The organism is Streptomyces sp. NPDC027672, assembly GCF_055566335.1.
Genome location: NZ_JBVHSO010000012.1, coordinates 126,912 through 149,807, shown reverse-complemented (window position 1 = coordinate 149,807; position 22,896 = coordinate 126,912). Strand labels below are relative to the sequence as shown.

Annotated in this window: 21 protein-coding genes, 1 tRNA gene and 1 riboswitch; of the genes, 13 read left to right on the top strand and 9 right to left on the bottom strand. The window is 69.3% G+C overall.

Annotation, left to right across the window (positions count from 1 at the left end; genetic code table 11):
* Nucleotides 1-118: 118 nt before the first annotated feature.
* The 5 genes from ACZ4SV_RS27315 to ACZ4SV_RS27295 all read left to right on the top strand — a co-directional run bounded on the left by ACZ4SV_RS27315 (nucleotide 119) and on the right by ACZ4SV_RS27295 (nucleotide 5,645).
* On the top strand, nucleotides 119-1,591 hold the full coding sequence (locus ACZ4SV_RS27315; protein ID WP_468007189.1) for a glycoside hydrolase: 1,473 nt from the start codon (nucleotides 119-121) through the stop codon (nucleotides 1,589-1,591).
* Between the two features lie 62 nt (nucleotides 1,592-1,653).
* Complete coding sequence (locus ACZ4SV_RS27310; RefSeq protein WP_468007187.1) at nucleotides 1,654-2,709, top strand: tetratricopeptide repeat protein; 1,056 nt, start codon at nucleotides 1,654-1,656, stop codon at nucleotides 2,707-2,709.
* Nucleotides 2,710-2,752: 43 nt separating this feature from the next.
* The gene (locus tag ACZ4SV_RS27305; protein WP_468007185.1) at nucleotides 2,753-3,226 is read left to right on the top strand and encodes a very short patch repair endonuclease; all 474 of its coding nucleotides are present in this window, start codon (nucleotides 2,753-2,755) and stop codon (nucleotides 3,224-3,226) included.
* A gap of 112 nt (nucleotides 3,227-3,338) precedes the next feature.
* The gene (locus ACZ4SV_RS27300) at nucleotides 3,339-4,352 is read left to right on the top strand and encodes a DNA cytosine methyltransferase (protein ID WP_468007183.1); all 1,014 of its coding nucleotides are present in this window, start codon (nucleotides 3,339-3,341) and stop codon (nucleotides 4,350-4,352) included.
* A 90-nt stretch (nucleotides 4,353-4,442) separates the two neighbouring features.
* Nucleotides 4,443-5,645: a DNA cytosine methyltransferase gene (locus ACZ4SV_RS27295; RefSeq protein ID WP_468007181.1), complete on the top strand. Its 1,203-nt coding sequence runs from the start codon at nucleotides 4,443-4,445 to the stop codon at nucleotides 5,643-5,645.
* Nucleotides 5,646-5,710: 65 nt separating this feature from the next.
* Here ACZ4SV_RS27295 and ACZ4SV_RS27290 read toward each other — a convergent pair whose 3' ends face one another.
* The gene (locus tag ACZ4SV_RS27290) at nucleotides 5,711-7,654 is read right to left on the bottom strand and encodes an ATP-binding protein (protein WP_468007179.1); all 1,944 of its coding nucleotides are present in this window, start codon (nucleotides 7,652-7,654) and stop codon (nucleotides 5,711-5,713) included.
* Between the two features lie 953 nt (nucleotides 7,655-8,607).
* Here ACZ4SV_RS27290 and ACZ4SV_RS27285 point away from each other — a divergent pair.
* A complete protein-coding gene (locus tag ACZ4SV_RS27285; RefSeq protein WP_468007177.1) occupies nucleotides 8,608-9,213 on the top strand; it encodes a Scr1 family TA system antitoxin-like transcriptional regulator in 606 nt (201 codons plus the stop codon).
* 64 nt (nucleotides 9,214-9,277) lie between these two features.
* Here ACZ4SV_RS27285 and ACZ4SV_RS27280 read toward each other — a convergent pair whose 3' ends face one another.
* A complete protein-coding gene (locus ACZ4SV_RS27280) occupies nucleotides 9,278-9,763 on the bottom strand; it encodes a DUF2267 domain-containing protein (RefSeq protein ID WP_468007175.1) in 486 nt (161 codons plus the stop codon).
* A gap of 306 nt (nucleotides 9,764-10,069) precedes the next feature.
* Nucleotides 10,070-10,498 carry an Hsp20/alpha crystallin family protein gene (locus ACZ4SV_RS27275; RefSeq protein ID WP_468007173.1) on the bottom strand — a complete coding sequence of 143 codons (429 nt, stop codon included), beginning with the start codon at nucleotides 10,496-10,498 and terminating at the stop codon, nucleotides 10,070-10,072.
* Between the two features lie 198 nt (nucleotides 10,499-10,696).
* Here ACZ4SV_RS27275 and ACZ4SV_RS27270 point away from each other — a divergent pair, with 198 nt between their 5' ends.
* Nucleotides 10,697-11,002, top strand: a complete 306-nt coding sequence (locus tag ACZ4SV_RS27270; RefSeq protein ID WP_397941140.1) for a hypothetical protein — start codon at nucleotides 10,697-10,699, stop codon at nucleotides 11,000-11,002.
* Nucleotides 11,003-11,099: 97 nt separating this feature from the next.
* Here ACZ4SV_RS27270 and ACZ4SV_RS27265 read toward each other — a convergent pair whose 3' ends face one another.
* Nucleotides 11,100-12,050, bottom strand: coding sequence for a GlxA family transcriptional regulator (locus tag ACZ4SV_RS27265; RefSeq protein WP_468007171.1), 951 nt, complete (start codon nucleotides 12,048-12,050; stop codon nucleotides 11,100-11,102).
* Between the two features lie 152 nt (nucleotides 12,051-12,202).
* Here ACZ4SV_RS27265 and ACZ4SV_RS27260 point away from each other — a divergent pair, with 152 nt between their 5' ends.
* Nucleotides 12,203-12,688 carry a hypothetical protein gene (locus tag ACZ4SV_RS27260; RefSeq protein WP_468007169.1) on the top strand — a complete coding sequence of 162 codons (486 nt, stop codon included), beginning with the start codon at nucleotides 12,203-12,205 and terminating at the stop codon, nucleotides 12,686-12,688.
* 170 nt (nucleotides 12,689-12,858) lie between these two features.
* Here ACZ4SV_RS27260 and ACZ4SV_RS27255 read toward each other — a convergent pair whose 3' ends face one another.
* Both ACZ4SV_RS27255 and ACZ4SV_RS27250 read right to left on the bottom strand, forming a co-directional pair.
* Nucleotides 12,859-14,406, bottom strand: a complete 1,548-nt coding sequence (locus ACZ4SV_RS27255; RefSeq protein ID WP_468007167.1) for an MFS transporter — start codon at nucleotides 14,404-14,406, stop codon at nucleotides 12,859-12,861.
* Between the two features lie 63 nt (nucleotides 14,407-14,469).
* Nucleotides 14,470-15,783, bottom strand: a complete 1,314-nt coding sequence (locus ACZ4SV_RS27250; RefSeq protein ID WP_468007165.1) for a DUF445 domain-containing protein — start codon at nucleotides 15,781-15,783, stop codon at nucleotides 14,470-14,472.
* 192 nt (nucleotides 15,784-15,975) lie between these two features.
* Between ACZ4SV_RS27250 and ACZ4SV_RS27245 the strand changes: the two genes are divergently transcribed.
* Nucleotides 15,976-17,307 carry an SGNH/GDSL hydrolase family protein gene (locus ACZ4SV_RS27245; protein WP_468007163.1) on the top strand — a complete coding sequence of 444 codons (1,332 nt, stop codon included), beginning with the start codon at nucleotides 15,976-15,978 and terminating at the stop codon, nucleotides 17,305-17,307.
* 43 nt (nucleotides 17,308-17,350) lie between these two features.
* Complete coding sequence (gene rdgB, locus ACZ4SV_RS27240; protein WP_365872238.1) at nucleotides 17,351-17,953, top strand: RdgB/HAM1 family non-canonical purine NTP pyrophosphatase; 603 nt, start codon at nucleotides 17,351-17,353, stop codon at nucleotides 17,951-17,953.
* A gap of 4 nt (nucleotides 17,954-17,957) precedes the next feature.
* Here the strand turns inward: rdgB and ACZ4SV_RS27235 are convergent.
* Nucleotides 17,958-18,044, bottom strand: a tRNA-Leu gene (locus tag ACZ4SV_RS27235).
* Between the two features lie 46 nt (nucleotides 18,045-18,090).
* The gene (gene bcp, locus ACZ4SV_RS27230; protein WP_468007161.1) at nucleotides 18,091-18,558 is read right to left on the bottom strand and encodes a thioredoxin-dependent thiol peroxidase; all 468 of its coding nucleotides are present in this window, start codon (nucleotides 18,556-18,558) and stop codon (nucleotides 18,091-18,093) included.
* A 92-nt stretch (nucleotides 18,559-18,650) separates the two neighbouring features.
* On the opposite strand from bcp, the gene ACZ4SV_RS27225 reads away from it, so the two are divergent.
* From ACZ4SV_RS27225 to sugE, 3 genes are all read left to right on the top strand, one after another.
* The gene (locus tag ACZ4SV_RS27225) at nucleotides 18,651-18,980 is read left to right on the top strand and encodes a DUF3618 domain-containing protein (protein ID WP_468007159.1); all 330 of its coding nucleotides are present in this window, start codon (nucleotides 18,651-18,653) and stop codon (nucleotides 18,978-18,980) included.
* A gap of 22 nt (nucleotides 18,981-19,002) precedes the next feature.
* Complete coding sequence (locus ACZ4SV_RS27220; RefSeq protein ID WP_014672972.1) at nucleotides 19,003-19,362, top strand: GroES family chaperonin; 360 nt, start codon at nucleotides 19,003-19,005, stop codon at nucleotides 19,360-19,362.
* 72 nt (nucleotides 19,363-19,434) lie between these two features.
* A riboswitch (guanidine-III (ykkC-III) riboswitch) is annotated at nucleotides 19,435-19,497 on the top strand.
* A 38-nt stretch (nucleotides 19,498-19,535) separates the two neighbouring features.
* The gene (gene sugE, locus ACZ4SV_RS27215; protein ID WP_365872232.1) at nucleotides 19,536-19,856 is read left to right on the top strand and encodes a quaternary ammonium compound efflux SMR transporter SugE; all 321 of its coding nucleotides are present in this window, start codon (nucleotides 19,536-19,538) and stop codon (nucleotides 19,854-19,856) included.
* Between the two features lie 9 nt (nucleotides 19,857-19,865).
* On the opposite strand, the gene ACZ4SV_RS27210 is transcribed toward sugE, so the two are convergent.
* The gene (locus tag ACZ4SV_RS27210; protein ID WP_468007349.1) at nucleotides 19,866-22,289 is read right to left on the bottom strand and encodes a transglycosylase domain-containing protein; all 2,424 of its coding nucleotides are present in this window, start codon (nucleotides 22,287-22,289) and stop codon (nucleotides 19,866-19,868) included.
* Nucleotides 22,290-22,896 lie beyond the last annotated feature (607 nt).

The window sequence follows — 22,896 nt, the reverse complement described above, 5'->3', positions numbered from 1 at the left end:
CACTCTCGACAACCTCCTGCGGCGGCTCGATGCTGCCTGTTGGCATGCCGGGGGACGCGTCGGCACCGCTCTCGGGAACGCGGTGCCGAAAGCCGTACGGAGAGGCAGCGAACGACCCATGATCCGACGCAGAACACTCCTGGCCGCCGCGGGCGGCGGCCTCCTCGGCAGCGCCCTGGCCACGGGCACGGCCCGGGCGGACGCGACCATCGCCGTCAACCCGGCCGCCACCTATGGCACGTGGGAGGGCTGGGGCACCTCCCTGGCCTGGTGGGCGAACGTCTTCGGCGCCCGCGACGACTTCGCCGACATCTTCTTCACGACCGGGAACACGACGTACAACGGCACCACGCTGCCCGGCCTCGGGCTGAACATCGCCCGGTACAACCTGGGCGGGTGCGGCTGGAACAGCGTGAACGGCGCGTCGATGGCCGTCTCCCCGAACATCCCCGCCTACAAGCAGATCGAGGGCTACTGGCAGGACTGGACGAACGAGGACCCCGCCTCCGCGGCCTGGAAGTGGACGGCGGACGCCGCCCAGCGGGCCATGCTGGTGAAGGCCACCCGACGCGGCGCGACCTCGGAGCTGTTCGCCAACTCCCCGATGTGGTGGATGTGCGCCAACCACAATCCGTCCGGTGCGGCCGACGGCGGCAACAACCTCCAGTCCTGGAACCACCGCCAGCACGCCGCCCACCTCGCCGCCGTGGCCCTGTACGCCAAACAGCACTGGGGCGTGACCTTCGCGACGGTCGAGGCCTTCAACGAGCCGTCCTCGTCCTGGTGGACGGCGACCGGCACCCAGGAGGGCTGCCACGTCGACGCGAGCGTGCAGGCGGCCGTACTGCCGTATCTGCGCGCGGAGTTGGACAAGCGCGGTCTGACGGGCACCCGGATCGCCGCGTCGGACGAGACCAGCTACGACCTGGCCCGCACCACCTGGAACTCCTTCTCCGCCACGACGAAGGGCTACGTCGACCGGGTCGGCGTGCACGGCTACCAGGGCTCCGGAGGCCGCCGCGACCTGCTGTACACGGACGTCGTCTCCACGGCCCGCAAGGCGCTGTGGAACTCGGAGACCGGCGACGGCGACGCCACCGGCCTGACGACGGCCGGCAACCTCCTCTACGACTTCCGCTGGCTGCACCCCACCGCCTGGGTGTACTGGCAGGTGATGGACCCGAGCCCGGGCTGGGCGGCGATCGCCTACGACCCGGGCACGCTCCGGCCGGGCGCGGTGCAGACGAAGTACTACGTCCTCGCCCAGTTCACCCGCCACATCCGCCCCGGCATGACGATCCTGGACACCGGTGCCGGCTCTGCGGCCGCGGCCCTGGACCGTACGGCGAGACGCCTGGTGATCGTGGCCGCGAACACCTCCGCCGCCGCCCAGACCCTGACCTTCGACCTCTCCCGCTTCTCCGCCGTCACCGGCGGCCCGGGCGGCCTGGTCCCGCGCTGGAACACGGTCACGACCGGCGGCGACCGCTACACGGCCCACGCGGACACCTACCTGAACGGCAGGTCGGTGTCGGTCCCCTTCGCGGCGAAGTCGGTCCAGACACTCCAGATCGACGGCGTCACGGTGTAGGCGCCGCCTCCCACCCCCTCCGCACCGCCCGTTTGTCACCGGCCGGCAGTACGGTGTCCCCCATGCGCCCCGACACGCCTGCCGAGAACGTCGACCACACCGCAGAAGCGGCACGCCTGGAGCGGACCGCCGGCCTGTATCCCGAGGACGCCGAGACCCTTCTGCTGCGGGCGGCGGCCCACCTGGAACTGTCCGGCGACCGCCCCGCGGCGACCACGCTCTACGACCGCCTGCTGGCCTCCGCCGGAGAGCTGGACAACCCCGCCCTGGTCCGCGCCCTGAAGGCGTCGAACCTGTGGGAGTACGGCCACGAGGCGGAGGCGCGGGCGATCATCGAGGGCGTCCGCACCACGGCACCGCGCGACCCGGCGCCCTGGGTGATCGTGGCCGAGGCCCTGGAGTCGCACGACGAGCTGGAGGCGGCGGAGCAGACGTTCACGGAGGCCGCGCGCCTGCTGCTGCCGGACTCCGCGAACCCGGCCCCCGCCACCCACCCCGTCCTCTACGGCCGCCACCGCGTCCGCCGCATGCTCGGGCTGCCGCACGACGACTGGGACACCCTGGCGGACACCCTCCACACGGCCCCGGTCTCCCTGGACGAACTCCACGACCCGAAACGGGTGTGGTCCCTGGGCTCGGACAACCCGGCGGAACTGGAGGCGGAGATCTCCCGCCTCCGCGCCGAACTGGGCGCCTACCGGGAGGCCCTGTCCCGCCCGTTCCCGGTGGCGGTCCTGCACTGGCCGGCCCCGGAGCTGACCGAACTGGTGTCGGCGTACCCGGCGCTGTCCACGGAGTACCCGTCCCACTCCGAGCACCTGGCGACCATAGAGTCCGCCCTCCGGGAACTCGCCGCCTCCGGCACCCCCAACCTCGGCATCGTCACCGGCACGGTCCCGTCCTACGAGGCCTTCGCCGCCTCGGAGGCCACCCCTCCGACGGACGCCACCCTGCTCCCGCAGTACGCGACGACCCTGGCCTCCCGAGGCCGAGCAACAGCCTGGCCACCGGAACGGGGGGCGGAGTGCTGGTGCGAGTCGGGGAAGCAGTACGGGGGGTGTCACGGGGCAACCGTTTCGTCCAGCTCTGCCGCAGCCGAGCAACGCCCAATCGGCTAGCGTTGCCTTCTGCCACGGCCGTAGACCCAGCCTGTAGGACGCCATGTCGCGGAGGAAAATAACAGAAGAGCCCGAGCCCTGGACCCCGCCCGAGGGCTCTTGGGCCTCTTCCGCTGCCAAGCGGCGCAACATGCAGGCGGTACGCAGCCGAGATACCAAGCCAGAACTTCTTGTTCGCCGCCTGGTGCACGCCAACGGCTTGCGCTACCGCGTCGCTCAGAGACCCGTTCCCGATCTTCGCCGTACAGCCGACATGGTATTCCGCCCGGTCAAGGTTGCAGTGTTCATCGATGGCTGCTACTGGCACGGATGCCCGGAGCACTACGTTTCCCCCAGGACTAATCCCCTGTACTGGTCCGAGAAGGTGGCTCGCAACATCGCACGTGACCGCGACACAGACAATCGACTACGCAGGGCAGGCTGGCTCGTCCTCCGATTCTGGGAGCACACTCCACCAGAAGAGACGGCTGCGCAGATCATTCAACTTGTCCGAGAGCGCCAGCAGCTAGGGGATTGAGCGGTCGGCCCATCGTGCAGGACACCTCATGACTCTGTCAGCGACGTCCCCCTGAACGATTGTCAGACTCATCGTCTACTCTCTCTCACCAGAGTCGTCTGACTGGGGAGGGATGATCTTGCTGAGCAGTGGGGCTTTGACTTCACTTGAGATCTGCGCAGGTGGCGGCGGGCAGGCCATCGGGGTCGAACGAGCGGGTTTCCAGCACGTTGCACTGGTCGAACGCAACCCGCATGCATGCGCAACGCTGCGTCTCAATCGACCCTCCTGGAGGGTGTTCGAGAAGGATCTACGGGACTTCGAACCGGAACGAGATGCTGGCCTCGCCACTGTGGATCTGCTGGCAGGAGGTGTGCCATGCACTCCATACTCGATCGCGGGACTACGAAAAGGCGCTGGCGACGAGCGCGATCTTCTTCCAGCGGCGCTGCAGCTGACTGAGAAACTTCGCCCCCGGGCGGTCATGCTTGAAAACGTAAAAACTCTAGCCAGCAGTCAAAGTTTCGCTGGTGTCCGGCAGCACATCGAGAACACACTCGGCGATTTGGGGTATGATGTACAATTTCAAGTCCTAGATGCCCAAAATTTCGGCGTTCCTCAGGCCAGGAAAAGAACACTGATAGTCGCCGTACAGCAGGGCCTCAAACATTTTCAATGGCCAATGGGATCCTGGGAACTAGCGCAGACAGTGGGCGAGACATTGAGGGATTCAATGAAAGCAAGGGGCTGGGCCGGTGCGGACGAGTGGGCCGATCTCGCCAATGGAATTGCCCCTACCATCGTCGGCGGCTCAGAAAAGCATGGCGGCGGAGACCTCGGACCCGACCGGGCGAAGCAGCGATGGGGTCAACTGGCCGTCAACGGCGACTCGACAGCGGCTGAGGCACCCGACCCCGACTTCGTCCTCCGCCACGGCGTCGGCAGAGGGGGATGGAAGGGCTATCCGAAGCTCACTCCCGAGCAAGTTGCCCTGCTTCAAGGCTTCCCCGCCGACTGGGTCTTCGCCGGGAGCCGGACGGCTCGGTACAAACAGATCGGCAACGCCTTCCCCCCACCGGTGGCTCAAGCCGTCGCGGCAGCGATAGCCGAAGTCCTTCTAGACTCCCCAGCAACGGAGGCCGCGTAAGATGCAAGCGGGGTCCAGCGCCGCGGACGGCAGTCTGCTCCCTCCCGCCCTGCACGCGAGGGAGCCTGGAGAGTCTGTAGTCTGTCCGCCATGACCGCCCGCAACACTGCCACGATCAACGTCGTCGACCTGTTTGCTGGCTGCGGCGGCTTCACTCAAGGGTTTCACTCGTACAAGCCCACGCCTGGCCAGGTTTCCCCGTATCGGTCGGTGGCGGCTGTCGAGTTCGACAAGGCCGCCGCAGCAACGTATGCAGCCAATTTTGGCGAAGAAACCGAAACGGCCTGTGAGGTTTTTGCGGACGACATTAAGAAGTGGGATCCAAGTCCGTATAGAGGTCAAGTAGATCTAATACTCGGCGGTCCGCCCTGCCAGGGATTTTCCGGGCTTGGAGAAGAAAACCCGCTCGACCCGAGAAACAAGTTGTGGCGCGAGTACGTTCGAGTGGTTGCTGCGATCGAGCCAAAGATGTTCGTGATCGAAAACGTTGACCGCTTCTTCAACTCGCCCGAATATCGCGCCCTTCTCGCATCGAATAAGCAAGGCCTGCTGCGCCGCTACAATCTTTCCGTGCGAAACGTGCTGAACGCCGCAGACTTCGGTGTTCCTCAGGCACGTAAACGCGCAATCGTGATTGCAACACACAAAGACTTGCCTCCGCTGACTAACCCGATCCCCACCCACGAAAGGGAACCCAAGGGGTATTCAGCACTTTTCGAATCCCCTAATCGCTTGCCATGGGTAACCGTCGAGGAGATCTTTTCGAAGAGCCCGGCAGTGCCACTCACAAATTCACTCCCTTCAAGGGAGGCCAAGATTCTCGGGCGCATTATTCCCGGAGTCTATCGAACCAGCGAACTCCACATCGGGAGGAATCCCACCCCTCTCTCGATCGCTAGGTACGCAGCTATCCCGGAAGGCGGCAACCGCAAGGATCTACGCGGTAAGACTGCCGTAATCGACGGTGAAGTCGTCTCCCTGTCAACCGAAAGCTGGGATCGCCATAACACCGGCACTGGGGATGTCATGGGCCGGCTTCGTATCAATGCGCCGTCCGTGACCATCCGCACAGAGTTCTTCAAGCCGGAGAAAGGCCGTTACCTACACCCCACCCTGAATCGCCCAATCACACACTACGAGGCTGCGTTGATCCAGGGCTTCCCCGAGGACTACAAGTGGTGCGGCACTAAAGTGCAGATTGCCAGGCAGATCGGCAATGCAGTTCCGGTCGGTCTAGCGGAGCAACTGGCCAGGCACATTCATCACCACCTGGCCGCAAACGACGCCATATGAGCCAGAACACCTGTGCTGGCATCTTTGATCTCTCGAAGACGCCAGCACAATGTGAAATACAAGCCCTATTGAGCGTTTGCTCGGCTGCCGAAAAGTCCACCGCCCTGTGTTAGAATCCGCTGCTCGACGTTCACCAATCCAAGCAGAGCAGAAGACAAGGCGATCGGCTCTAGTAGGCGTTGGACATCGTCTTCGCTGATCACTTCCGGCTTTCCGCCATCGTTGGCAACTATGGTCCCGTTGAGCCTTTGGGCATGCACCACATGGGCCACTGCTTCCTCACCGTACACCCTGTGAACTAGAGCTTGGACCTGTTTTGGATCTGCTTTAGGCCACACGCTGTTCACCCAGTAATTGCACTCTTGAACGAAGACGGGATGAGTCTCGTTCAAAAAGACGACGCCATGAGACACCAGTCCGTCAGGCAAGGTCATTGTGTCGTTCTGGTCATATCGAGCCAGGAACTTCGCCTCATCCAGCTCGAACTTCCCCCAGTCATACGCCGGGAACCCACCTTTGATTCGCGATGGCCGTCCGGTCGCATTTCCCCCGACAGCAGGAATGAGCACTTGCTGGGGACCGGCGCTGCCGCCAGGACCACCAGTCGTTCCCTTCCCTCCGGTGTTCCTAGTAGTTCGCTGGCTACCTGAAATACCTGCGGTTGCGCCGCTGGGCGATCCCATGACCATGCCAGCCGCCGAGGATAGGATCCTGGATGCCTTGTACCGAGGATTCAATCGATCCAAGATGCGGGACAGATTTTTGGCCATCGACTCGTCGCGTTGCCCTCGACCGCCGGATCGCGCCTCATCCCGTACGCGGGCAAGCTCCTCAGGGAAGCGGGCGAAGAACGCATCACCCCATTCTTCCCAGGGAAGGTCTACGCCTCCCTTGGCCATGAGCATGTTCCGTGATGCTTGAGTCAGGACGCCCCAGTCCATGGGCCGACTGTCGCTGTAGACAGGAGGATGCAGGATCATCCAGGTCCGACCTCGGATCTCATCGGTAATACCGAACTGTCGGTATCGGCTCTTGGCGGAGTCCGCGTGGTACAGCTCCCCCTGATAGTCAACTGCTACGACTGGACGCTGGTGAACGTAGTCCTTGGAACCCTTTACCGGATCTTCAGGCTCAGGTACGTAAAACCACTCAGCCTTCGTGCCGTGTTCATCGACGATAACGGTCCCGGTGATCTCAGTCTCGGGAACGAAGTGCCTCAAGCCGTAGATCCGTCGAGGCCGCCACACCATCTCCTGCCCGATCGGCAGGACCACAGTCTTGTCCTTGCTGGCGCGCCTCTCCGAACTCTTACGTTCGTAGAGATCAAATACTGTGGTCTCGATAGGAGCACCGTTTCGTTCAGGTACATCAAGCAGTCGGCCATTGAGGTATCTGATCAGGCCGTCGACATTTTCGTTACGGGAAGGGTCCGGATCTCCATGCCAGGTACTCGATTCCGCCGACTGGCCGAGCAGCACCATGATGGTGCCCGTTTCCATCCACTCAGGCCGAATAGCACCCCAGTCGCAACCGTGCTGCTCGTCGTTGAACGGCCGAGGTGTAGACATGTAGGAGACGAAATCTCCATCCTCGTCCTGCGCCGCCCACTCCTTCAGGGCGTAGTTTCCCTCTCCGTCCCTATAGATCCACAACATAGCACCGTCGGGATTATTCCGCGTGTAGCTGATAACAACCACGCCATAGGGGTTCCAAGGCAGCACCGCCGACTTGAAACCTTGACCGAAGTTCTGGTCCATCCCGATCGGCTTCCCCCCGCCACCGAAGGTCGTGAGGAAGATCTTCAGATCTTCGGGCTCCATGCCCTCGCCGTTGTCCATGATCGTCCGCCGCAGGACACCAAGGCGCTCAGCAGCTTGCTCTTCGATCCCGAACTGGATGATCGACGCGTGGCTCTCTTCTGAGTTCTTCCACGCTTCCCTAGCCCACTGGTAGGGCCCGCCCGCCTCATATGCCTGCCGGATGAGCTGGTGCGTTGCTTCCGTCGGCACATGTACGTACCTAGGCATGAACTCTCCCTTCCCCCTAGAGCCTTGGCCCTAGAAGATTCCAGCAAGGGCGAACACCCTTGCCCGGGAAGCACCATAGCCTCAGGTATCCTCCTCTGCACAGGGGTGCCGATGCGTTGTGAGGCCAACCGCTGTGCGCCAAAGGAACTTGCTGCTGCTCGCTGCAGTTCAGTTCCGACGCTCCGGGCGGCATCCCAGCGATCCACCAAGCGCCACAAGGACATGACGTGGGCAGCGTCGACGCCTGTCATCGCGTCTACGGGCGCCTCCAGGCCGCTCCCTGAGCGGGCTGATGTGAGGGCTGAGCCGTACGCCGCAGCGCCGCTCAGCAGTGAGCGCGGGATCGGGCGCGCTAGGCAGCGCCCGTAGCCGCTACAGCTACCCGGCTTAAACAGCAGAGCCGAAGAGCACTCAGGGGATCTGCCATCAGACTGAACCCAGGTATAACCACTCCGGCTACCGAAGAGCCGCTCGGTCCGAGGCCATGCATCGTGGCTCCGGTAGACTGCTGGCCTTCATCAGCCGGGCCGCACGCTGATCCGGATTGTGGTCCGTTTGGTGATGTCGACGTCGTGGCCGGATCGCCCCGTCACTATGTGGTATTCCGTCCCCCTGAGACAAACACCATTGTGTAAGCAGATGCATCGACAGAGCTGCTAGGCACCGTGCAGGTCGACAACTCACATGGCTTGCGGGGGTCGACTCACCTCGCTGGGCAATGTCCTTTGCCGTTCCGGCTCCCGCCGATCGCGCACGGCGGGAGCGACGCTCCGTCTTGGAGCCGGGACGGCAAGTGGTGGCGTTGTTCGTGTGCTCGGTGATCCTTCTTGCTGTACAGGCACTCGAAACCGAACCGCGCACATCGTGGCCGAACAGTTCGTCGCATACCTTTGTAGCCACTGAGCCCGGGCGGGATGCTCGTAAGGAGAAACACCGTGACCAGCGCGATCCCCTGGCAGCAGCGACTGTCCACCGGCACGGAAGACATCCAGGACGAAGTGATCCGCTGGTACCAGCAGACGCGGCACGGCAAGGCGTACGTCCCCAGCATGATCTGGGGAACGCTCCAGACCGACGCCTACGCGAGTGTGATCCTCCGCAGGGTCGTCACCTTCCTTGGAGTGCCGGACGACGTGGCTGCCGGGGTGGCCAAACGCATGGAGCGTCAGCAAGTTCTCTACGACGGAGAGCATCACTACGACGTGATCCTCGGCGAGCAGGCCCTCTATACGAACGTCGGAGGACCGGAGGTCATGCGCGGGCAGATGGAACGCCTGCTCCGCGACTTGGACCTGTCCTCGCTCCATCTCGGCATCCTGCCGGCCACCACCGAGGTGGGCGTCGTCCCCATGCCCGGCTTCAACATGTACGACGGCCAGCGAGTCCACTACGAACTCGTCTCGTCCGGCGTGGACGTGACCGACCCTGATGAGGTCGCCCTACACGAAAGGGCCTTCGCTGCCCTGAGCAGCGCGGCCAGCTACGGAGATGCCGCCGGTGACCTGATCAGTAAAGCTCTGGCCTTCTGGAGCAAGGGCTGACGTCTCGGAACGTTCCCTTGGGCGCCGCCCATGGATATCGCGGCGCCCAGCATCCTCGTACTGCCTACGCCGTCGTCGCCAGTTCCGCTCGGCCGAACAGGAGGGCGTAGCCCGGGGGGAGTTGGGTCAGGACTCGGGTGGTCAGGGTTTCGCCTATGTGGGTGGACAGGACGCTCAGGACCGAGCTGACGTCCCAGCGGGCCGTCGCCGGGGTCGCGTCCTCCAGGCGGGTGGCCACCGACTCGACGAACTCGCGTGCCGTCAGCGGGTGGACCGCGGGGATCTGGGACGCGATCACCCGGCCCGCCTCCCGGGGGAGCGCCTGGGCCAGGGACACGCGTTCCTCGCCGGTGACGTGGCCGCCCAGGGCCGCCAGGACGGTGCGGGTGATACGTTCCGCCTCCGCCCTCGTCGGGTACTGGCCCGCCTCCCTTACCGCCTCGGTCAGCTTCAGCCAGCCGGTGTCCTCGGCCGCGTCCCGGGCGCGGGGGCGCGGGGAAGAGGCCGGGGCGGGAATGGTGGTTCTGGGCTGCGGGGTCGTCACGGTCATCGTGCTGGCTCCTCCTCCGGGACGCTTCGGGGCACCGCAACCCCCGGTACCCCGTAACGCGGCGGGCATGAGCGGGAGTTCGGCCAACCTGTGGCCTGGGATGTGCCTGGGGGTGTGGGGTGCCTGGGGTGCCTGGGGCATGGGGTGTGGGGTGTGAGCGGACGGGGGTGCGCGGGTGGATTGGGGTGCACGGGGCATCCGGCATCTCCGGCGCACCGGCATCTCGGGCGCATCCGCACGTGGGTGCCGGTCGCGTCCCGGTCCCGGGCCGGTTCCGGGACGCGTTCGGTTCGGCAAGGTGCGGGGTCAGCCGCTCAGTTGCCTCGGGCCGCCGCCCCCGCCGGTGATCGGGATGCGACGCGGCTTGGCCTGTTCGGCCACCGGGATGCGCAGGGTGAGGACGCCGGCGTCGTACGAGGCGTCGATGCGGTCCGTGTCGAGCGTTTCGCCCAGGAACAGCTGGCGGGTGAAGGTGCCCGTAGGCCGTTCCGCGACCAGTACCTCCGCGCCCTCGGGAGCGGGTCCGCGGCGCTCGGCGCGGACGCTGAGGACATTGCGCTCGACGTCCAGCGCGATCGTCTCGGGGTCGATGCCGGGCAGGTCGAAGTGGACGAGGAACTCGTCTCCGGACCGGTAGGCGTCCATCGGCATCGCGGCCGGGCGGGCGGCGTCGCCGCCGAGCACCTGCTGCGCGAGCCGGTCGAGTTCACGGAAGGGGTCCGTGCGCATGAGCATCACAGGTCACTCCTCTCTTCAGGCGCTGTGTGCGATGCCCTACGGCTTCTTATATAACTCTCCGCCGAAAACTTGACAACCCTCGACTCAGGTCCGCTCCGTCCACCGGTCCCCGCGTCGGTTCCGCCGGTCCCCCGCGTTAGTCTCGGGAGCGGACCGACAGACATAAGGGATGACGAGGGTTACGAGGAGGCACTCATGGCCAGGGTTCCCAGCGCGGTCGTCGCCGCTACCGGGCTCGTCGGCGGCTACGGCGTCGCCCGCTGGACCAAGAAGCGGCAGCTCGGCGGGGCCGTTCTGGCCGTCGCGGGCGCCGCGGCGGCGCAGCAGTGGCGCGCGCGGGCCGGCGGGAAGGCCGCGGGCGCGCTGACCGCCGCGTACGTCGCCGCCTTCGCCGGCTCCCACCCGCTGGCCAAGAAGGTCGGCGCCTGGCCCTCCGTCCTCGGTGTCGCCGGCGCCGTCGCCCTCGCCTCCTGGGCCGTCGCCGACCGCGGCAAGGAGTGAGCGCGGCGGCACCGGCAGCGCCCGGCCCGCCCCTCCCCCGCGCAACCGTGCACGACAGCGTTCACGACACCGTTCACGCCATCGTTTGCGGCGCCGTTCACGGCACCGTCTCCCGGAACGCCTTCCGGTAGCCGTGCGGGCTCGTGCCCACCACCTTCCGGAAGCGTTCCCGGAAGGCCGTGGGCGAGCCGAAGCCCGTCTGCGCGGCGATGCGTTCCACGGGATGGTCCGTGGTCTCCAGCAGGTACTGGGCCCGCCGCACCCGCGCCCGGTGCAGCCACTGCAGCGGTGTCGTACCGGTCTGCTCGCGGAAGCGGCGGTTGAGGGTGCGCGTGCTCATGCCGGCCTCGGCCGCGATGCCCTCCAGCGTCAGATCGCGGTCGCAGTGGTCCTCCAGCCAGTGCAGCAGGGGCTCCAGGGTCGCGCCGGCCGGGGCCGGGGGCAGATCGTGGACGATGAACTGGGCCTGCCCGCCCTCCCGTTCCAGCGGCATCACCGACATCCGGGCCGCGTGCGCGGCGACCGCCGAGCCGAAGTCGGCGCGGATCATGTGCAGGCACATGTCCAGGGCCGCCGCCGCGCCCGCCGAGGTGAGGAACTGGCCGTTGTCGACGTACAGGACGTTCGGGTCGACGGTCACCTCCGGGTACCGCGCCGCCAGGTGGCCGGCCGCCACCCAGTGGGTCGTCGCGCGCAGTCCGTCCAGCAGGCCCGTCGCCGCGAAGAGGAACGCGCCGACGCAGATCGACGCGATACGGGTGCCGTTCGCCGCCGCCGCGCGCAGCGCCTCGGCGACCCCGGGCGGCAGCTCCGGCGGCGGTTCCGCGACGCCGGGCAGGATGATCGTGTCCGCCTCGGCGAGCGCTTCCAGTCCGTACGGCGCGCGGACCGTGAAGGCGCCCGCGCTCACCTCCTCGCGCAGCGAGCAGACCCGCACCCGGTACGGCTCGCGGCCGTCGGGCAGCCGGGCCCGGCCGAAGGTGTCGACGGGTGCGGAGAGGTCGAACGGGATGACGCCGTCCAGCGCCAGTACGGCCACGGTGTGCATGGCGGGAAACTAGCCGTACGACGGGTTGTCGCCAAGTCGGCCGACCAGCGGGGGTGCCGTCGCGGCCGGGCGGGTACCGGGTGGCGGGAATCCGTCGGGGTGTGGCAGTCCTGCCGGTTCTCCATGATCCTCGCGGCCCCTAGCGTCGGCCCGTGACCAAGTTCCTGCTCGCCGTCCACGTCATCGCCGCGATCCTCGCCATCGGTCCCGTCGCCGTCGCCGCCAGCATGTTCCCGCCCGCCGCGCGCCGGGCCCTCGCCACCGCCACCGGTGCCGGTGCCGGTGCCGGTGCCGGATTCTCGGACGGGTCCGACGCCGCCGGAACACCGCACGTGCTGCACCGGATCTGCCGGGTCTACGCCGTCGTCGGCGTCGTCGTCCCGGTCTTCGGGTTCGCCACCGCGAGCCGACTGGGCGTGCTCGGCAGTGCCTGGCTGATCGTGTCGATCGCGCTGACCGCCCTCGCCGCCCTCGTCCTGGCCGCGCTGGTGCTGCCCGCCCAGTCGGCGCTGCTCGACGGCGCGGGCACCCGGCGGACGACCGCGCGGCTCGGGATGTACACCGGGCTGTTCAACCTGCTGTGGGCCGCCGTCACCGTGCTGATGATCGTACGGCCGGGCTCCACGACCGGCGCCTGAGCCCGCCCGCGCCCGCCGCAGCCCGCGACAGTCCGCCGCAGCCCGCGGCAGTGCGCCGTAGCCCCCAGCAGCCCCCCGTAGTCCGCCTGACGCGGCCGGCGTCGGCACCACAGGCACCGAACCAGCACCCTGCCGGCACCGGCCGCGTCACCGCGGTCAGCCCCCTCCGCTCACGGCCTGCCCACCGCCGGCGGCGCCGTCGGGCCGCGGCCCTGGGAGCCCGGGCGCGTGCCCTTGGCCGCCGACTTGGCCCGGCCCGCCACCGCCGTCAGCGGGCGGGCGATGTCCTCCAGGGAGCGGCGTTCGGCCCGTACCGCGAGGAACACGGCGACCAGACCGGCGGCGCACATCAGCGCCGCGCCGACGCAGAAGGCGAGGACCGTGTCGCCGACCCGGCCGGTGCCGGTGAGGTCGGCGAAGAGCAGCGGGCCGCTGATGCCGCCGGCCGCCGTGCCGAGGGCGTAGAAGAAGGCGATGGACATCGCCCGGGTCTCCATCGGGAAGACCTCCGACACCGTGAGGTAGGCGCTGGAGGCGCCCGCCGAGGCGAAGAACAGCACCGCGCACCAGCAGGCGGTCAGCGTGACCGCGTTCAGCGCGCCCCGGTCGAAGAGGTACGCCGTGCCGAACAGCAGCACGCCCGACAGCAGGTAGGTCGAGGAGATCATCACGCGCCGGCCGACCGTGTCGAACAGCTTGCCGAGCAGCAGCGGACCGCAGAAGTTGCCGACCGCGATCACCGCGAAGTAATAGCCGGTGCGGCCGGTGGGCACGTCGAAGAACTTGGTCAGGATGGCGCCGAAGCCGAAGGTGATGGCGTTGTAGAGGAAGGCCTGGCCGATGAAGAGGGAGAAGCCGAGCACCGCGCGCCTGCGGTAGCGGCCGAAGACCGTGCGGGCGATCTCCAGGAAGCCCACGCTCTTGCGCTGGCGGATCTCCAGCTCGCCCTCGGCCTCGGGCAGCGGCTCGCCGCGGTCCGCCTCGACCTGCCGTTCGATGGCGGAGACGATCTCCTCCGCCTCCCGGTCCCGGCCGTGGATCAGCAGCCAGCGCGGGCTCTCCGGGACGTGCCGCCGTACCAGCAGGATGACCAGTGCCAGGACGGCGCCGAGGGCGAACGTCAGCCGCCAGCCGACGTTCGCGGCCAGCAGGTTCGTGTCCAGCGCGACGATCGACAGCAGGGAACCGCCGACGGCGCCCAGCCAGAAGCTGCCGTTGATGATCAGGTCGACGCGGCCCCGGTAGTCGGCCGGGATCAGCTCGTCGATCGCGGAGTTGATCGCCGCGTACTCACCGCCGATGCCGAAGCCGGTCAGGAAGCGGAACAGGAAGAACCACCAGGCCTCCCAGGAGACGGCGGTCAGGGCCGTCGCGGCGAGATACACCGCCAGGGTGATCATGAAGAGGTTCTTGCGGCCGAAGCGGTCGGTCAGCCGGCCCCAGAACAGGGCTCCGACGCAGGCACCCGCGACATAGAGCGCCGCGGCGACACCGGTGATCTGCCCGGAGGAGATCGACAGGCCGCTGCCGGGCTCCGCCAGCCGGCCGGCGATGTTGCCGACGACCGTGACCTCCAGGCCGTCCAGGATCCACACCGTGCCCAGACCGATCACGATCGTCCAGTGCCAGCGCGACCAGGGCAGCCGGTCCAGCCGGGCCGGGATGTTCGTGGTGATCGTCCGGCCGGCCTCGGCGGGCGGCGTCTGAGCAGTGCTCATAGGGGCTCCCTCCTCCTCGAAGGACGGATCATCGGGTGCCCTGACCTCGCCGGAACAGTCCGGTCAGGCCCCCAGCCCGCGCGAGAGGGCGTAGATCGCCAGTCCCGCCAGGGATCCCACCACCGTGCCATTGATCCGGATGAACTGCAGGTCGCGGCCGATGTGCGCCTCGATCTTCCGGGTGGTGTGCTCGGCGTCCCAGCCCGCCACGGTGTCGGTGATCAGCGAGGTGATCTCCCTGCGGTAGGTCGTCACGACGTGCACCGCCGCGCCCTCCACCCAGGAGTCGACCTTGTCCTGCACCCTCGCCTCGGTCGCCATCCGGGAGCCCAGCGACAGCAGCGCGGCCCGCACCCGCAGCCGCAGCTCGCTGCGCTCGTCCTCGGCCGCGGCCACGATCATCGACCGTACGGCCGTCCACACGGACGCGATCAGGTCCTGCACCTCGCCCCGGCCCAGCACCTCGCCCTTGAGCCGCTCCACCCGCGCCCGGGTCTCGGTGTCCGACTGGAGGTCGGAGGCGAAGTCGGTGAGGAAGCGGTCCAGCGCGCCGCGCGCCGGATGCGAGGGCATGTCGCGCATCTCGGTGACGAACCGCAGCAGTTCCTTGTAGACCCGCTCGCCGACCTTGCGGTCCACGAACCGCGGGGTCCAGCCGGGCGCCCCGCCCTCCACGGCCACCATCACATCGGACCGGTGCACCACCAGCCAGTCGTGCGCGCGGTTCACCACCAGGTCCACCACCCGCCGGTGCCCGCCGTCGGCGACGATCCGCTCCAGGGTCTTGCCGATGCCGGGCGCGATCTCCTGGGCCTCGGCCCGCCGGGTGATGGCCTCGCCGACGACCGCCTGCACATCGGAGTCGCGCAGCACGGTCAGCGCCCCGCGCAGGGCGGTGGCCAGTTCCGCCGTCACCCGGTCCGCGTGCTCGGGCTCGGCCAGCCAGGCGCCGAGCCGGCCGCCGATGCCGACCGCGCGCAGCCGCTGCCGTACGACGTCCTCGGAGAGGAAGTTCTCGCCGACGAACTCGCCCAGCGAGACGCCAAGCTGGTCCTTCTTGGTGGGGATGATCGCGGTGTGCGGGATGGGCAGCCCGAGCGGGTGCCGGAACAGGGCGGTGACCGCGAACCAGTCGGCGAGCGCGCCCACCATGCCGGCCTCGGCCGCCGCCGCCACATAGCCGGTCCACGCCCCGGCGCCCGCGTTCCCGGCCGTCTTCGCCAGGACGTACACCACCGCGACGCACAGCAGCAGGCCCGTCGCCGTGCGTTTCATGCGCCGCACCCCGCGCCGGCGTTCCTCGTCGGCCGGGGTGAACGCCGTCATGGTGCGGTACGACGCGGCCCGCTCCGGTGTTCCGGTCTCGGTAGGTTCCATCAGCTCCACCCGTTCGGTGATCCCGCCCACAATTGTCCCTTCCCGGCCGGCTCGCGGAACGCGACAGGGGGTCCCGGCGTCTGTACGACGGGAGCGGTGGCAGGGTCCTGTCAGGCTTCCCGGCCCGTATCGCATCATGGGTGCGGCAAGACCGGAGCCTCGGGCTCCCCTTCCGAGGAGAACAACTTCAGCGTGACCAAGCGTCATGGTTATGCCGTCCTGAGCGCGCTCGTCGCGCTGGTCGTGGCCCTGTCCGCCGCCATCTACGGCGCTGTCGCCGCCGGCCACGGCAGCCCTCGCGGCACGCTCGCCTCGGACGCCTACGGCCACCCGGACGCCGCTCCCGCCTCCACCGGCACCTGGGCCGCCGCCTGGGCCGCCGCGCCGGTCGGCGGGGAACCCGGCACCGAGGCGGCCGGCCTCGCGGGCCGCTCGGTCCGCAACGTGGTGCACACCAGCGCCGGCGGGACGGGCGCCCGGGTCACGCTGTCCAACCTCTACGGCCGGTCGGCCCTCACCCTCACCCACGCCTCCCTCGCCCTGGCCGCCGGCGACGGCGGTGCCGCGGCCGAGGCGGGGACGATGCGGCGGCTCACCTTCGGCGGCAGCACCGGCGTGGTCATACCCGCCGGCGGGCAGGCCGTGAGCGACGCCGTGCGCCTCACCGTCCCGTACGGCGCCGACGTCCTGGTCACCACCTACTCCCCCACCCCGTCCGGGCCGGTCACCTACCACCCGCACGCCCGGCAGACCTCGTACGCCGCCACCGGCGACCGCACCGAGGACACGACCGGCACCCCGTACACCGGACGGACGCCGTACTGGCGCTACGTGACGGCCCTCGACGTGTTCGGCGACGAGGCCGACGGCACGGTGGTCGTGTTCGGCGACTCCATAACCGACGGCATCACCTCCACCGCCGACGCCAACCGCCGCTGGCCCGACGTCCTGGCCGGACGGCTGCGCGGCGCCCTGGCGGAGGGGCGGCGGCTGCCGCGCTACGGCATCGTCAACGAGGGCATCAGCGGCAACCAGGTCCTCGCCGACGGCCCCGGCCGGCCGGCCCGGAACCAGAGCGGTCTGGGCCGCTTCGGGCGGGACGCCCTGGACCGCACCGGCGCCCGGGTCGTCGTCGTCGACCTCGGCGTCAACGACATCCTGCGCCGGCGCACCCTCGCCGACCCCGACCGGATCGTCGCCGGCCTGCGCACCCTCGTCCGCCGGGCGCACGAGCGCGGCCTGCGGACCGTCGGCGCCACCCTGATGCCCTTCCGCGGCCACCGCGGCTGGACGCCGGCCCGGGAGGAGGTGCGGCAGCGGATCAACGCCCTGATCCGGGCGGGCGGCGTGTACGACGCGGTCGTCGACTTCGACCGGGCCCTGCGTGACCCCTACGACCCGCGCCGGCTGCGCCCCGAGTACGACTCCGGTGACCATCTGCACCCCTCCGACCTGGGCTACCGCACCATGGCGGAGGTCTTCGACCTGCGGGCGCTGCGAGGCGCGGGACAGGCCCGGCTGTGACCGGGCGCCGGGGAACGCGGTGCGGGGAGGAATACTGGCGGGCATGACCCGCTTGATCCTCGCCACCCGCAACGCCGGAAAGATCACCGAGCTGAGGGCGATCCTCGCCGAGGCCGGACTGCCGCACGAACTGATCGGCGCCGACGCCTTCCCCGAGGTCCCCGACGTCAAGGAGACCGGCGTCACCTTCGCCGAGAACGCCCTGCTCAAGGCGCACGCGCTCGCCCAGGCCACCGGACTGCCCGCGGTCGCCGACGACTCGGGCCTGTGCGTGGACGTCCTGAACGGCGCCCCCGGCATCTTCTCCGCCCGCTGGGCCGGCCGGCACGGCGACGACCAGGCCAACCTGGACCTGCTGCTCGCCCAGCTCTCCGACATCGCCGACGAGCACCGCGGGGCCTCCTTCGCCTGCGCGGCGGCCCTGGCCCTGCCCGACGGCACGGAACGGGTGGTGGAGGGCCGGCTGAACGGCACCCTGCGGCATACCCCGGCCGGCACCCACGGCTTCGGCTACGACCCGATCCTCCAGCCGGAGGGCGAGACGCGCACCTGTGCCGAGCTGAGTCCGGCGGAGAAGAACGCCATCAGCCACCGGGGCAAGGCGTTCCGGGCCCTCGTGCCCGTCGTGCGGGAGCTGCTGGGCTGAACGCTGGTGCGGCCGGAGGGACTCGAACCCTCACGGGAGTTACCCCACTGGGACCTAAACCCAGCGTGACTGCCAATTCCACCACGGCCGCCTGGTGCTGCCCGGCCATGCTAGCGGCCGGGCAGCGCCCTCGGACGTCAGATGCCGAGATCCTTGATGATCTTGGCTACGTGCCCGGTGGCCTTGACGTTGTACAGGGCGCGTTCGACCTTGCCCTCCTCGTCCACGACCACCGTGGAGCGGATGACGCCGACGACCGTCTTGCCGTACAGCTTCTTCTCGCCGAAGGCGCCGTACGCCTCCAGGACCCGCTTGTCCGGGTCGGCCAGCAGGGTGACCTTCAGGGACTCCTGGTCGCGGAACTTCGCCAGCTTCTCCGGCTTGTCCGGCGAGACGCCGATGACGTCGTAGCCGGCCAAGGCCAGGACCTCCAGGTTGTCGGTGAAGTCGCAGGCCTGCTTGGTGCAGCCGGGCGTCAGGGCGGCCGGGTAGAAGTACACGATGACCTTGCGGCCCTTGTGGTCCGACAGGGACACCTCGTTGCCGTCGGCGTCGGGGAGGGTGAAGGCGGGGGCAACGTCCCCGGGCTGCAGTCGCTCGCTCATCGGACCAGCGTAACCGGGGGCCCTTGGGGTGCGATGCGGCCGTGAGCTGACAGACTGTCCGCAACAGCAGCAGAGACTTCGGAGGCCGTACGGTGGCGGACACGTCGGACACCAGAACCCCGGCGCAGATCGAGGCGGGCATCAGGCGCCGCCGCGAAGTGCTGGCCGAGACGCTCGACGAGATCGGGGTGCGCGTGCATCCCAAGACCATCGTCGGGGATGCGAAGGCCAAGGTCGTCGCGAACGTCGACCACACGGTCGGCCGGGCGTACGTGCAGGTGAACCGGGTCGTGAGCGAGGTGCGGGCCCGGTTCGTCGACGAGGAGGGGGCGCCCCGGCTGGAGCGGGTCGTGCCCGTCGCGCTCGTCGTCGTGGGTGTCGTGGGGCTGCTCACCCTCGGGGCCCGGCGGCGCCGGGACTGACCGGGACAGGTAGGTTCGACGCGTGAGCGCCAACAGAAACGAGCACAGCACCCCCCATCACGACAAGCTGCCCATCCGGATGCTGCACGACCGGGTTCTCGTGCGGCAGGAGACCGGTGAGGGCGAGCGGCGGTCGGGGGGCGGCATCCTGATTCCCGCCACCGCGGCGGTCGGGCGGCGGCTGGCCTGGGCCGAGGTCGTCGCGGTCGGGCAGAACGTACGGACGGTGGAGCCCGGCGACCGGGTCCTGTTCGACCCGGAGGACCGGGCGGAGGTCGAGGTGCGGGGCGTGGCCTACGTCCTCATGCGCGAGCGTGATCTGCACGCCGTGGCCGCGGACCGGTTCGAGGGGTCGGAGGACTCCACGGGGCTGTACCTGTAGGACCGGGACCCCTCCCGGCGGACCGCCAGAGGGCCGGTGACCATCGTCACCGGCCCTCTTCGGCGTGGGCTTGCTATGTTCGAAGGGAACCCGACGAGACGCGCCGTACCGGGTCGAAGGCAAAGACGACGCACCCGCGGAGAAATGCCGTCGTGTCCCGGAAGGTGTCTGTCATGGCCTGGGTTCTGCTCGTCGTCGCCGGTCTGCTGGAAGTGGCCTGGTCGATCGGGATGAAGTACAGCGAGGGTTTCACCAGGCTGGTCCCGAGTCTGTTCACCGGCGCCGGCATCGTCGCCAGCATGGTCCTGCTGTCCTACGCCGCGAAGTCCCTGCCCATCGGCACGGCCTACGGCGTCTGGGTGGGCATCGGCGCGGCCGGGGCGGCGGTGCTCGGCATGGTGGTGCTGGGCGAGCCGGTCACCGCCGCCCGGATCTTCTTCGTGTGCCTGCTGCTGGTCGCCGTCGTGGGTCTGAAGGCGACCAGCGGTCACTGAGCCGGGCCGTCAGGTGCCGGGGCCGCCTCCCGGTCCCGCGAGCGTGCCGGTGTCGCCGCCGGTGCCGGCACCGCCGCCGCCCGGGGTGCCGCCGCCGGTCGCCGTACCGCCGCCGTCCGTGGTGGCGCCGCCGGTGCCCGGGGTGCCGCCGCCGGTGGTCGCGCCGCCGGTGGCGGCGTCCCCGCCGGTCGCCGTAGCGCCGCCGTCCGTGGTGGTGCCGCCGGTGGCCGGGGTGCCGCCGCCGGTCGTCGTGCCGCCGGTGGCGGGCGTGCCGGTGGTGCCGCCGGTGGTCGGCGTGGCGGTCGCGCCGCCGGTGGCCTGGCCGCCGTCGGTGGTGGTGGTGCCGGCGTCGCCCTGGCCGGCGTCGGTGCCGGGCTCGGCCGTGGCGGTGGCGGGCGGCTCCTGGATCTCGTCGGCGCCCTGTTCGAGCTGGAGGTCGAAGTCGGCGGCCGGCTTGTCCGCCAGCGCGTCGTGCGTGTACTGGGCCCAGATCTGGGTGGGCGGGCCGCCGCCGTTCATGCGGGCCGCGCCGAGGGCGCCGTAGAGCGGCATGTGCTTGGCCGTCACCGGGTCCTGGCCCATGACGGAGACCACCGTGGCGAGGTCGGGCGTGTAGCCCGCGAACCAGGCGGCGGTGTCGCTCTCGGCGGTGCCGGTCTTGCCGGCCGCCGGGCGGCCGGCGGCCTGCGCGGCGGTGGCGGTGCCGCTCTCGACGACGCTGCGCAGCACCGAGGTGGTGGTGTCGGCGGCCTCGCGGCTGACGGCCTGCTTGGCCGGCTGCCCGGGCAGCTTGAGCACTTCCCGGTTGTCCTTGGTGACCTTCTCGACCAGGGTGTACGTGCCGTGCCTGCCGTGGTTGGCGAGCGTGGCGTAGGCCTCCGCCATCTCCAGGACGCTGGCGTTGGCGGTGCCGAGCGCGATGGACGGGGACGGGTAGAGGTCCGGGGTGTCGGCCGGGATGCCGAGGGCGACCGCGGTGTCCTTGACCTTGCCGGGGCCGACGTCGGCGGCCATCTGCGCGTACACCGAGTTCACCGACAGATCGGTGGCCTTGCGCACGGTGATCGGGCCGTAGGACTTCTGGTCCTCGTTCTCGGGAGCGTACGGGGTGCCGCTCCAGCCCTGGACGGTGCGCTGGTTGGTGCCGTCGTAGATGGTGTTCGGCGTGATCCGCCGGCCGTCCTGGGTGGTGGAGCCGTTCTGCACGGCGGAGGTGAACACGAACGGCTTGAACGTGGAGCCGACCTGGAAGTCACCGCGGGTCGCGCCGTTGGTGTACTGCTTCACGTAGTCGATGCCGCCGTACATCGCGACGACCTTGCCCGTCTTGGGGTCGACGGAGGCGCCGCCGGCCCGGACGTAGGTGTCGGCCTTGCGGTTCTCCTTGTCCAGCTTGCTGATCAGCTGGTCGTCGACCGCCTTGACGAAGGCGTCCTGACGGTCCTTCTGGATGGTCGTGGTGATGCGGTAACCGCCGGCCGCGAGGTGGTCGGAGTCGATGATGTCGTTGCTGGTCAGGTACTGCTTGACCGCCTCCACCAGATAGCCGCGCTGGCCGGACATGCCGGTGGAGATCGTCTGCTCCTTGGGCATCGGGAACTTCATGCCGGCCCGCTCGGACTCCTTGAGCCAGCCCTTCTTGACCATGCCGTCCAGCACGTAGTTCCAGCGGGCGACGGCCGCCTTCTTGTTCTCGGGGTGGGCGACGACGTCGTACTCGCTGGGCGCGTTGACGAGCGCGGCGAGGTAGGCGGCGCGGGCCGGGTCGAGGCCGGCGGCGTCCCGGCTGTAGTAGGCCTGGGCGGCGGCCTGGATGCCGTAGGCGTTGCGGCCGAAGTAGCTGGTGTTGAGGTAGCCCTGGAGGATCTCGTCCTTGGACTTGTTCTGGTCCAGCTTGATCGAGATGAAGAACTCCTTGGCCTTGCGGGTGACCGTCTGCTGCTGGCCGAGGTAGTAGTTCTTCACGTACTGCTGGGTGATCGTGGAGCCGGACTGCTTGCCCTTGCCGGTCGCGGTGTTCCAGGCGGCGCGGAGCATCGCCTTGGGGTCGACGGCGGACTCGCTGTAGAAGTCGCGGTCCTCGGCGGCCAGGATCGCGTGCTGGGCGTCCTTGGAGATCTCGGCGAGCCCGACGTTCTCGCGGTTGACCTGGCTGTCGCGTGTGTCGCGGGCTATCTGGGAGCCGTCGGCGTAGAGGTAGATGTTGGCCTGCTTGGTCGCGAACGCGTTGGCCGGCGGGATCTGGACCAGGGAGTAGCCGACGAAGAACACGCCGATCAGCAGCAGGACGCCGACGACCAAGGTGCCGAGCACCATGCGCCAGGTCGGGAAGATCCGCCGCCAGCCGGTCCGCTTGGGCCGCTTGCCCTTCTTGTCCTTCTTCCCGCCCTTGCCCTTGCCGCCACCGGCTCCACCGTCGGCGGCGGCGAGCACGGTGGTCGCGTCTTCGGTGCCCTCCGCCTCCGCGGCGGCACCGGCGCCGGGGGCCTGGGCGCCTTGAGCGCCGGCACCGGCGGCGCCCGCAGTGCCCGCCGCGCGGGCGGCGCGGGCGGCTCTCGCGGCGGCCGGGGAGGAAGCCGGGGAGGAAAGGGACGACGACGGGGACGACGGGGCGGACGGAGTCGCACCGGTCGTACGCTCCACGCCCTTGGCACCCTTGGCGCCCTTGGCTCCCGTTCCGGCGCGGGGCGCGGGCACGGCGGCACCGGCGGACGCGGCACCCGCTGCACCGGCGGCCTGGGCGCCCTGGGCACCGGCGGCGGCACCGGCACCGGCGGCGCCCGCGGTGCCTGCCGCACGGGCGGCCCGGGCCGCTCTCGCGGCGGCCGGGGACGACGGGGCGGACGAGGAGGCCCCGCCGGTCGTACGCTCCGCGCCCGTGGCGCCCGTTCCGGCGCGAGGCGCGGACGCGGCGGCACCGGCACCAGTGGCCTTGGCACCCTGGGCACCGGCGGCGGCACCGGCCGCGGAGGCGCCACCGGCGGACGCGGCGCCCTGGGCACCGGCCGCTGCACCGGCAGCCGCACCGGCCGACCGGACG

Coding starts and splice junctions, on each gene's coding strand:
- ACZ4SV_RS27300 (WP_468007183.1), top strand. CDS start 3,339: ATGATCTTGCTGAGCAGTGGGGCTTTGACTTCACTTGAGATCTGCGCA.
- ACZ4SV_RS27305 (WP_468007185.1), top strand. CDS start 2,753: ATGTCGCGGAGGAAAATAACAGAAGAGCCCGAGCCCTGGACCCCGCCC.
- ACZ4SV_RS27295 (WP_468007181.1), top strand. CDS start 4,443: ATGACCGCCCGCAACACTGCCACGATCAACGTCGTCGACCTGTTTGCT.
- ACZ4SV_RS27265 (WP_468007171.1), bottom strand. CDS start 12,050: ATGCACACCGTGGCCGTACTGGCGCTGGACGGCGTCATCCCGTTCGAC.
- ACZ4SV_RS27315 (WP_468007189.1), top strand. CDS start 119: ATGATCCGACGCAGAACACTCCTGGCCGCCGCGGGCGGCGGCCTCCTC.
- bcp (WP_468007161.1), bottom strand. CDS start 18,558: ATGAGCGAGCGACTGCAGCCCGGGGACGTTGCCCCCGCCTTCACCCTC.
- ACZ4SV_RS27250 (WP_468007165.1), bottom strand. CDS start 15,783: ATGGAACCTACCGAGACCGGAACACCGGAGCGGGCCGCGTCGTACCGC.
- sugE (WP_365872232.1), top strand. CDS start 19,536: ATGGCCTGGGTTCTGCTCGTCGTCGCCGGTCTGCTGGAAGTGGCCTGG.
- ACZ4SV_RS27280 (WP_468007175.1), bottom strand. CDS start 9,763: ATGACCGTGACGACCCCGCAGCCCAGAACCACCATTCCCGCCCCGGCC.
- ACZ4SV_RS27270 (WP_397941140.1), top strand. CDS start 10,697: ATGGCCAGGGTTCCCAGCGCGGTCGTCGCCGCTACCGGGCTCGTCGGC.
- rdgB (WP_365872238.1), top strand. CDS start 17,351: ATGACCCGCTTGATCCTCGCCACCCGCAACGCCGGAAAGATCACCGAG.
- ACZ4SV_RS27255 (WP_468007167.1), bottom strand. CDS start 14,406: ATGAGCACTGCTCAGACGCCGCCCGCCGAGGCCGGCCGGACGATCACC.
- ACZ4SV_RS27310 (WP_468007187.1), top strand. CDS start 1,654: ATGCGCCCCGACACGCCTGCCGAGAACGTCGACCACACCGCAGAAGCG.
- ACZ4SV_RS27275 (WP_468007173.1), bottom strand. CDS start 10,498: ATGCTCATGCGCACGGACCCCTTCCGTGAACTCGACCGGCTCGCGCAG.